We start from the raw sequence: 5,354 nt of genomic DNA, 5'->3' as shown, positions 1-5,354 counted from the left end.
CAGCAGCTACGAGAGCGCTCAAGCCTCAAATGGCGTACCTACCCCGCCGATGTCCTGCCGCTGTGGGTCGCGGAGATGGATGTCCCACTGGCACCGCCGGTCCGGGCAGTACTGCAGCAGGCAATCGATCAAGGCGACACCGGATACCCGGCGGGAAACGCCTACGCGGAAGCCTTCAGGACGTTTGCCGTAGAGCGTTGGGAATGGAGGAACGTCGATACCGATCGGATCGCTGTCGTTCCTGACGTCATGATGGGTATCGTCGAGGCCCTCAAGCTGGTGACGGCGCCGGGGGACGCCGTCGTCGTCACCCCTCCGGTGTATGCACCATTCTTCGCCTTCACCACCCATGCCGACCGGCGCATTGTCGAAGCACCTCTCGGAAGTGACGGACGACTTGATCTGAGCAGCCTCGACGAGGCGTTTCAGGCTGTGCGGGCCGCGTCGGGGCAGCCCGCCTTCCTGCTCAGCAACCCTCACAATCCCACCGGCACGGTCCACACCCGCCAGGAGCTTGAGGAGGTTGCGCAGCTAGCCGGCCGTCACGGGGTGCGGGTCATAGCGGACGAGATCCATGGTCCGCTTGTGCTCGCCGGGGCCAGTTTCACCCCCTATTTGAGCGTTGCGGGGAGCGATGACGCCTTCTCGCTCACCTCCGCATCAAAAGCATGGAACCTAGCGGGATTGAAAGCGGCACTTCTCATCGCAGGACCCGAAGCAACAGCGGACCTTGCCCGGCTGCCGGAAGAGGTAAGTCACGGCCCCAGTCACCTTGGAGTCCTCGCTCACACGGCAGCGTTCAGCGAGGGAGGTGCCTGGCTGGATGAGTTGCTGATGGGCCTGAATGACAACCGCGACCTGCTTGGCAAGCTTGTGGCCGAGCATCTCACGGGAACCGGGCTGCTTCCGTCGGAGGGCACATACCTGGCCTGGCTGGACTTTCGGGAACTGGGGTTCGGTGAATCCGCTCCCCAGGACGACCCTGCGGTTGTTACCGATTTGGCCGGGCCTGCCAGATTCTTCCTCGATCAGGCGCGGGTCGCCCTGAGCTCGGGCCATGTGTTTGGAACGGGTGGCGCCGGTCACGCGCGGCTCAACTTCGCGACGCACCCGGAAATCCTTATCGAGGCAGTTCGGCGCATGGAAAGGGCACTCGCTCAGCGGAGGGCAGGTTAGCCGCGGGTGGCATACGCCTTCAGTACGCGGTCCGCCGCGCCGCCGAGGTTCCATTGCTCTGCCAGTTTTTTCAGTGCCACTTCCTGCTCGGCATCAAGCGGCCGGATCCGGGAATCGATCTGGCCCAGGTCCAGATCCCGGACCACGCCGACAACCGTCGGAGCTACAGCCAGATAGTCGGCAGCACTCGTGAGCTTCTGGCGTACCGACGCTGACATGGCGCTTGAGGAGTCTTTGCTCGCGTCGATGATCCCGTCGAGATCGACGAATTCCTTGAGAAGGCTGGCCGCCGTCTTGTCGCCGATGCCGGCAACGCCGGGAAGGCCGTCTGAGGTGTCACCCCGCAACGCAGCGAAGTCGGCGTACTGGCCGGGAAGTACCGAGTACTTGCCCACCACCGTCACATCGGTGACTGCTTCGAGCTTGCTCATTCCCCGGGCGGTGTAGAGCACCCGCACGCCGCTGGCGTCGTCGACAAGCTGGAACAGGTCCCGGTCACCGGTGACAATGTCCACCGGCATAGTGGCTTGGCTGGCGAGGCTGCCGATGACATCGTCGGCTTCGTGCCTTGCCGCTCCGATGATCGGCAGACCAAGCGCGGCGAGGGTTTCGCGGATCAGCGGGAGCTGGGCTACCAGGCCCTCCGGCGTCTCCTCGATGTCCGGACCGTCCGGAACCTTCCGGGCAACCCGGTGCTCCTTGTAACTGGGAATGAGCTCTACGCGCCACTGGGGACGCCAGTCATCATCCCAGCAGGCGACCAAGTGTGTCGGCTCATAATCAGTCACCAGGCGGGCGATCATGTCAAGCAACCCTCGAGCGGCGTTCACCGGCATCCCGTTGGCTGCCTTGAGGCTGTCCGGCAACCCATAAAAAGCGCGGAAGTACAGGGACGGTGTATCGAGGAGCATCAGTCGTTCGGCCACTCTCAGATCCTCCCATGGTGCAGTACCGGAACGACGACGACGCCGCGCCATCGAACCTCACCCAGTCCTCAAAAAATATATCCATTCGATCGATGAAAACCCTTGAAGCTTGGAACAAGTAGGTCCACACTGGGACCGGACAACCAAAAGCACGAACGGAGCAAGTGCATCATGACTGGACTAATGCGGTGCCGTCAGTGTCAGCGGACGTGGGTAGTCGAGACCAGGACAGCCGAATCAGTCACTTCCGAGAACCACACCTTCCTCAACCCCGGGCACAGGACGGTGACCATCTGGAAGGCTTCCGAGCAGCGCGAGGAAGCGATGGTCTAAGCGGCCCAACCTGGTTGAGCAGCAGAGCGACGCGCGCTTCCCTGTGGCAACGCGGTTTGATCATGCAAGACTGGAGCCATGGCAACCGACCAGGCACCATTCGAGCAGGCACCATCTGACGAAGCCCACGCGGGAGGAGCCGATAGGCGTCCTGAAGACCCGGCATCATCCGCGAGCGGACAGTCCACACCCATACCGCTGCCCCCACCTGGGGCGGAGATCAGGGAACGGACCCACCTCGGTCTGATGATCGGCGATACGTGGCACTCATTGCAGACCCGTATCGCGGAGAAGCGTGGCCGCGTCGAGACCATCATTCCGTACACGGGTTACGGGACCACCACCTGGATCCGTGTTCTCGGTCGCGTGGTTCTCTCCAACCCACGTGATCTCCAGCCGCTTGAGGGCAAGGAGACCATGAAGCCCATCAAGGAAGGGCTCCGTGGATGGCGGAACTTCGTCAGCGCACCGGTGCGCAATGCGGAAGTGACGCTTGAGGTCAACGGAACCACCGCCGTCGTCCATGCGGACAGGGGCGGCGTCATAGACGTCCACATCGATGCCTCGCTCGCACCGGGCTGGCATACCGTCCGCATCAAGTCCGGGGACTCAGTCGTGGCTGACGCTCCCGTGCGGGTCGTCGAGAACGACGTAACGTTCGGCGTCGTATCCGACATAGACGATACCGTCATGGTGACCGCTCTGCCGCGTCCGTTTCTGGCGGCCTGGAACACCTTCGTGCTTGATGAGCATGCGCGTACTCCCACTCCCGGGATGTCCGTCCTGATGGAACGGATTGTCCGGAAGCATCCGGCCGCCCCCGTGCTGTACCTCTCAACGGGCGCCTGGAACGTAGCGCCCGCCCTGACCCGGTTCCTCTCAAGGAACCTGTACCCCGCCGGACCAAAACTCCTTACCGACTGGGGCCCTACCCGCGACCGCTGGTTTCGTAGCGGACAGGAACACAAGCGGTCCTCACTGGAGCGGCTCGCTGAGGAGTTCCCCTCGGTCAAGTGGCTGCTGATCGGTGACGACGGACAGCATGATGAGGCTATCTATGCGGAGTTTGCGCGAAACCACCCGGACAATGTCCGGGCGATCGCCATACGGCAGCTCTCCACAAGCGAAGCCGTACTCGCGGGTGGACGATCGAAGGCCAACCTTGCGGGGTCCACGCCGGGCATTCCGTGGATTTACGCTGGCGACGGTGCCGGCATGTCGGATCAGCTGAGCCGGATGGGAATCATCGACAGTGCGGCCCGTATCGACCCGGAGGACGAGGTCTAGCTCCCTCGTTTCCCGACGTCCGGTACTGCCCCGTCATAGGGTGACTCGGATTCGGCACGCACGGTCAGCAGGATCCGCCGCAGGTCCATACCCAGCGCCGCTGTTGCCTGGATTCGCTCCTCGGCAGCGGCTCCGGAGGAGATTTGCTGCATCAGGTGCTCCACGGCATCTTCAGCGCGCGTCATGGTGGAACCTTCCGGGTCCCACTCATCCAGAGCCTCTGCAGTCCGGGCAATGGCATCGGCAAGGGGCTGAACCAGTGCCGGTGGCAGGGGAGTGGATTCGGGGGTGCGCCAGATGACCCCCGCAAGGACCTCAGTCATGTCCTGAACGTGAAAGGCGATCCGTTCCATCGCCTGAAGCCGCTGGTAGTCCGCGGCGAGATCGCGTTTATAGCGCCGTCGTCGTGGGTTTCCGCGCCTGCTGCTGTCCGCCAACTGCACCGCGGAACGGACCTCCTGGCCCAGATCGGTCAACCGACCCTCGCGTTCGGCCCATTCCTCGTGCTCAGGCGGCCAGGATTCCGTGATGGCCTTGGCCATGTCGGAGAGCTGACGGGCCAGCAGCGCCCGGAAGTCCCGGAGACCGCGTACCGCGCCGTCAAGGTGAAGCGGCGGGAAAATCAGCAGGTTCACCACCAGCCCGACGACCACGCCGACAAGCATTTGAAGGAGGTAGCTGAAGGAGTATTCTTCCGGATCGTTGCCCCCGACCAGCAGTACAAAGATGGCGGCCATTGGAATCCAGTCTCTGCCTGCACCGAATCGAGGGATGCCGGCAACGAGTACGCCCACACCGACGACCATCGCGAGGGAAAGCACGGAAACACTCCCCATGAAGATGATCGGAAGCGCCAGCGCAAACCCCACGGCCAAGCCCAGGAGGGTCTCCATACCCTGCCGCGCTGATCCGGCGATGGTGGGGTACATCGTCGCCACCGCACCGAGCGGAGCGTAGTAGGGATATTGCGCGGCAACTCCGGGGACCCGCACAGCCAGCCACCATGCAACCGCCGCCGCCAGAGCGGTCTTGATGGCCAACAGAAGGCGCTCGTGCATGATGAGGTGCCGGGTACGCTCCCGCAGGTCACCGGAATGGGTCAGCAGGCGTCGCATTTCTTCAGTATGGCAACCGTTTATGAGAGCCCCGTGAGTGCTCCGTGGAGGACTGCTCCACGAAATGTGTCGGGGGTGTCGCAACAATTCTTGAAGGCCCGCGCGGCCGTGCCGTAACGTTCAGGACAAGTTACTTCCGTAACGGGTCAGCGACTCCCAAAGTTGGGAGTGTGGGTGCCCCCATGTGGGCCTGACATTTGTTTCGCAGGAGTTCCCTGCCGCGCGGCCGCGCGGTGATCGGGATTCTGTCCTGCTTCCTTTCCTTATTTCATTCCGGTTCTGCTTTTGCGCATCTTTTGTGCGGGGCGGCAGCCGGATGTCCTAACGACCGAGGATGACGAATGTCACCAGCAAAGTCTGTCCATACTGTGGGTCCGCCGGCTCCCGAGCCGTATCCCGCCCTGTCCTATGAACTCTTCCCACCGCGCAGCACCAGTGCGGCCGAAACGCTCTGGCGCACCATCCGCGAGCTTGAGCAGACCAGCCCCGACTACGTCTCGGTGACCTACGGTGCCTC

Annotated in this window: 6 protein-coding genes; 4 read left to right on the top strand and 2 right to left on the bottom strand. The window is 63.0% G+C overall.

The features are described 5' to 3' along the window. A partial coding sequence (locus RIF85_RS14310; protein ID WP_309072571.1) for a MalY/PatB family protein occupies positions 1–1,176 on the top strand: 1,176 nt, incomplete at its 5' end. On the opposite strand, the gene RIF85_RS14305 is transcribed toward RIF85_RS14310, so the two are convergent. Further along, complete coding sequence (locus tag RIF85_RS14305) at positions 1,173–2,102, bottom strand: 5'-3' exonuclease (protein ID WP_309072570.1); 930 nt, start codon at positions 2,100–2,102, stop codon at positions 1,173–1,175. The two genes, RIF85_RS14310 and RIF85_RS14305, sit on opposite strands and share 4 nt — an antisense overlap. Before the next feature lie 171 nt (positions 2,103–2,273). On the opposite strand from RIF85_RS14305, the gene RIF85_RS14300 reads away from it, so the two are divergent. Both RIF85_RS14300 and RIF85_RS14295 read left to right on the top strand, forming a co-directional pair. Further along, entirely contained in the window at positions 2,274–2,435 is a 162-nt protein-coding gene (locus tag RIF85_RS14300) for a hypothetical protein (protein ID WP_309072569.1), read from the top strand. Positions 2,436–2,513: 78 nt separating this feature from the next. Beyond that, positions 2,514–3,722 carry an App1 family protein gene (locus tag RIF85_RS14295; RefSeq protein WP_375164859.1) on the top strand — a complete coding sequence of 403 codons (1,209 nt, stop codon included), beginning with the start codon at positions 2,514–2,516 and terminating at the stop codon, positions 3,720–3,722. Here the strand turns inward: RIF85_RS14295 and RIF85_RS14290 are convergent. Then, complete coding sequence (locus tag RIF85_RS14290; RefSeq protein ID WP_309072568.1) at positions 3,719–4,837, bottom strand: aromatic acid exporter family protein; 1,119 nt, start codon at positions 4,835–4,837, stop codon at positions 3,719–3,721. The two genes, RIF85_RS14295 and RIF85_RS14290, sit on opposite strands and share 4 nt — an antisense overlap. A gap of 341 nt (positions 4,838–5,178) precedes the next feature. Here RIF85_RS14290 and RIF85_RS14285 point away from each other — a divergent pair. Further along, positions 5,179–5,354, top strand: a 176-nt coding sequence (locus tag RIF85_RS14285; RefSeq protein ID WP_309072572.1) for a methylenetetrahydrofolate reductase, incomplete at its 3' end; no start/stop codon positions are given.

Origin of the sequence: Arthrobacter sp., from assembly GCF_031179385.1 — a bacterium.
GTDB lineage: Bacteria > Actinomycetota > Actinomycetes > Actinomycetales > Micrococcaceae > Arthrobacter_D.
Note: the sequence above shows the minus strand (reverse complement) of the source record. Positions and strands in the feature narration are given on the sequence as shown.

Bases quoted from the DNA above. Each gene is read 5' to 3' on its own strand.
- RIF85_RS14290 (WP_309072568.1), bottom strand. From the start codon at position 4,837: ATGCGACGCCTGCTGACCCATTCCGGTGACCTGCGGGAGCGTACCCGG.
- RIF85_RS14295 (WP_375164859.1), top strand. From the start codon at position 2,514: ATGGCAACCGACCAGGCACCATTCGAGCAGGCACCATCTGACGAAGCC.
- RIF85_RS14300 (WP_309072569.1), top strand. From the start codon at position 2,274: ATGACTGGACTAATGCGGTGCCGTCAGTGTCAGCGGACGTGGGTAGTC.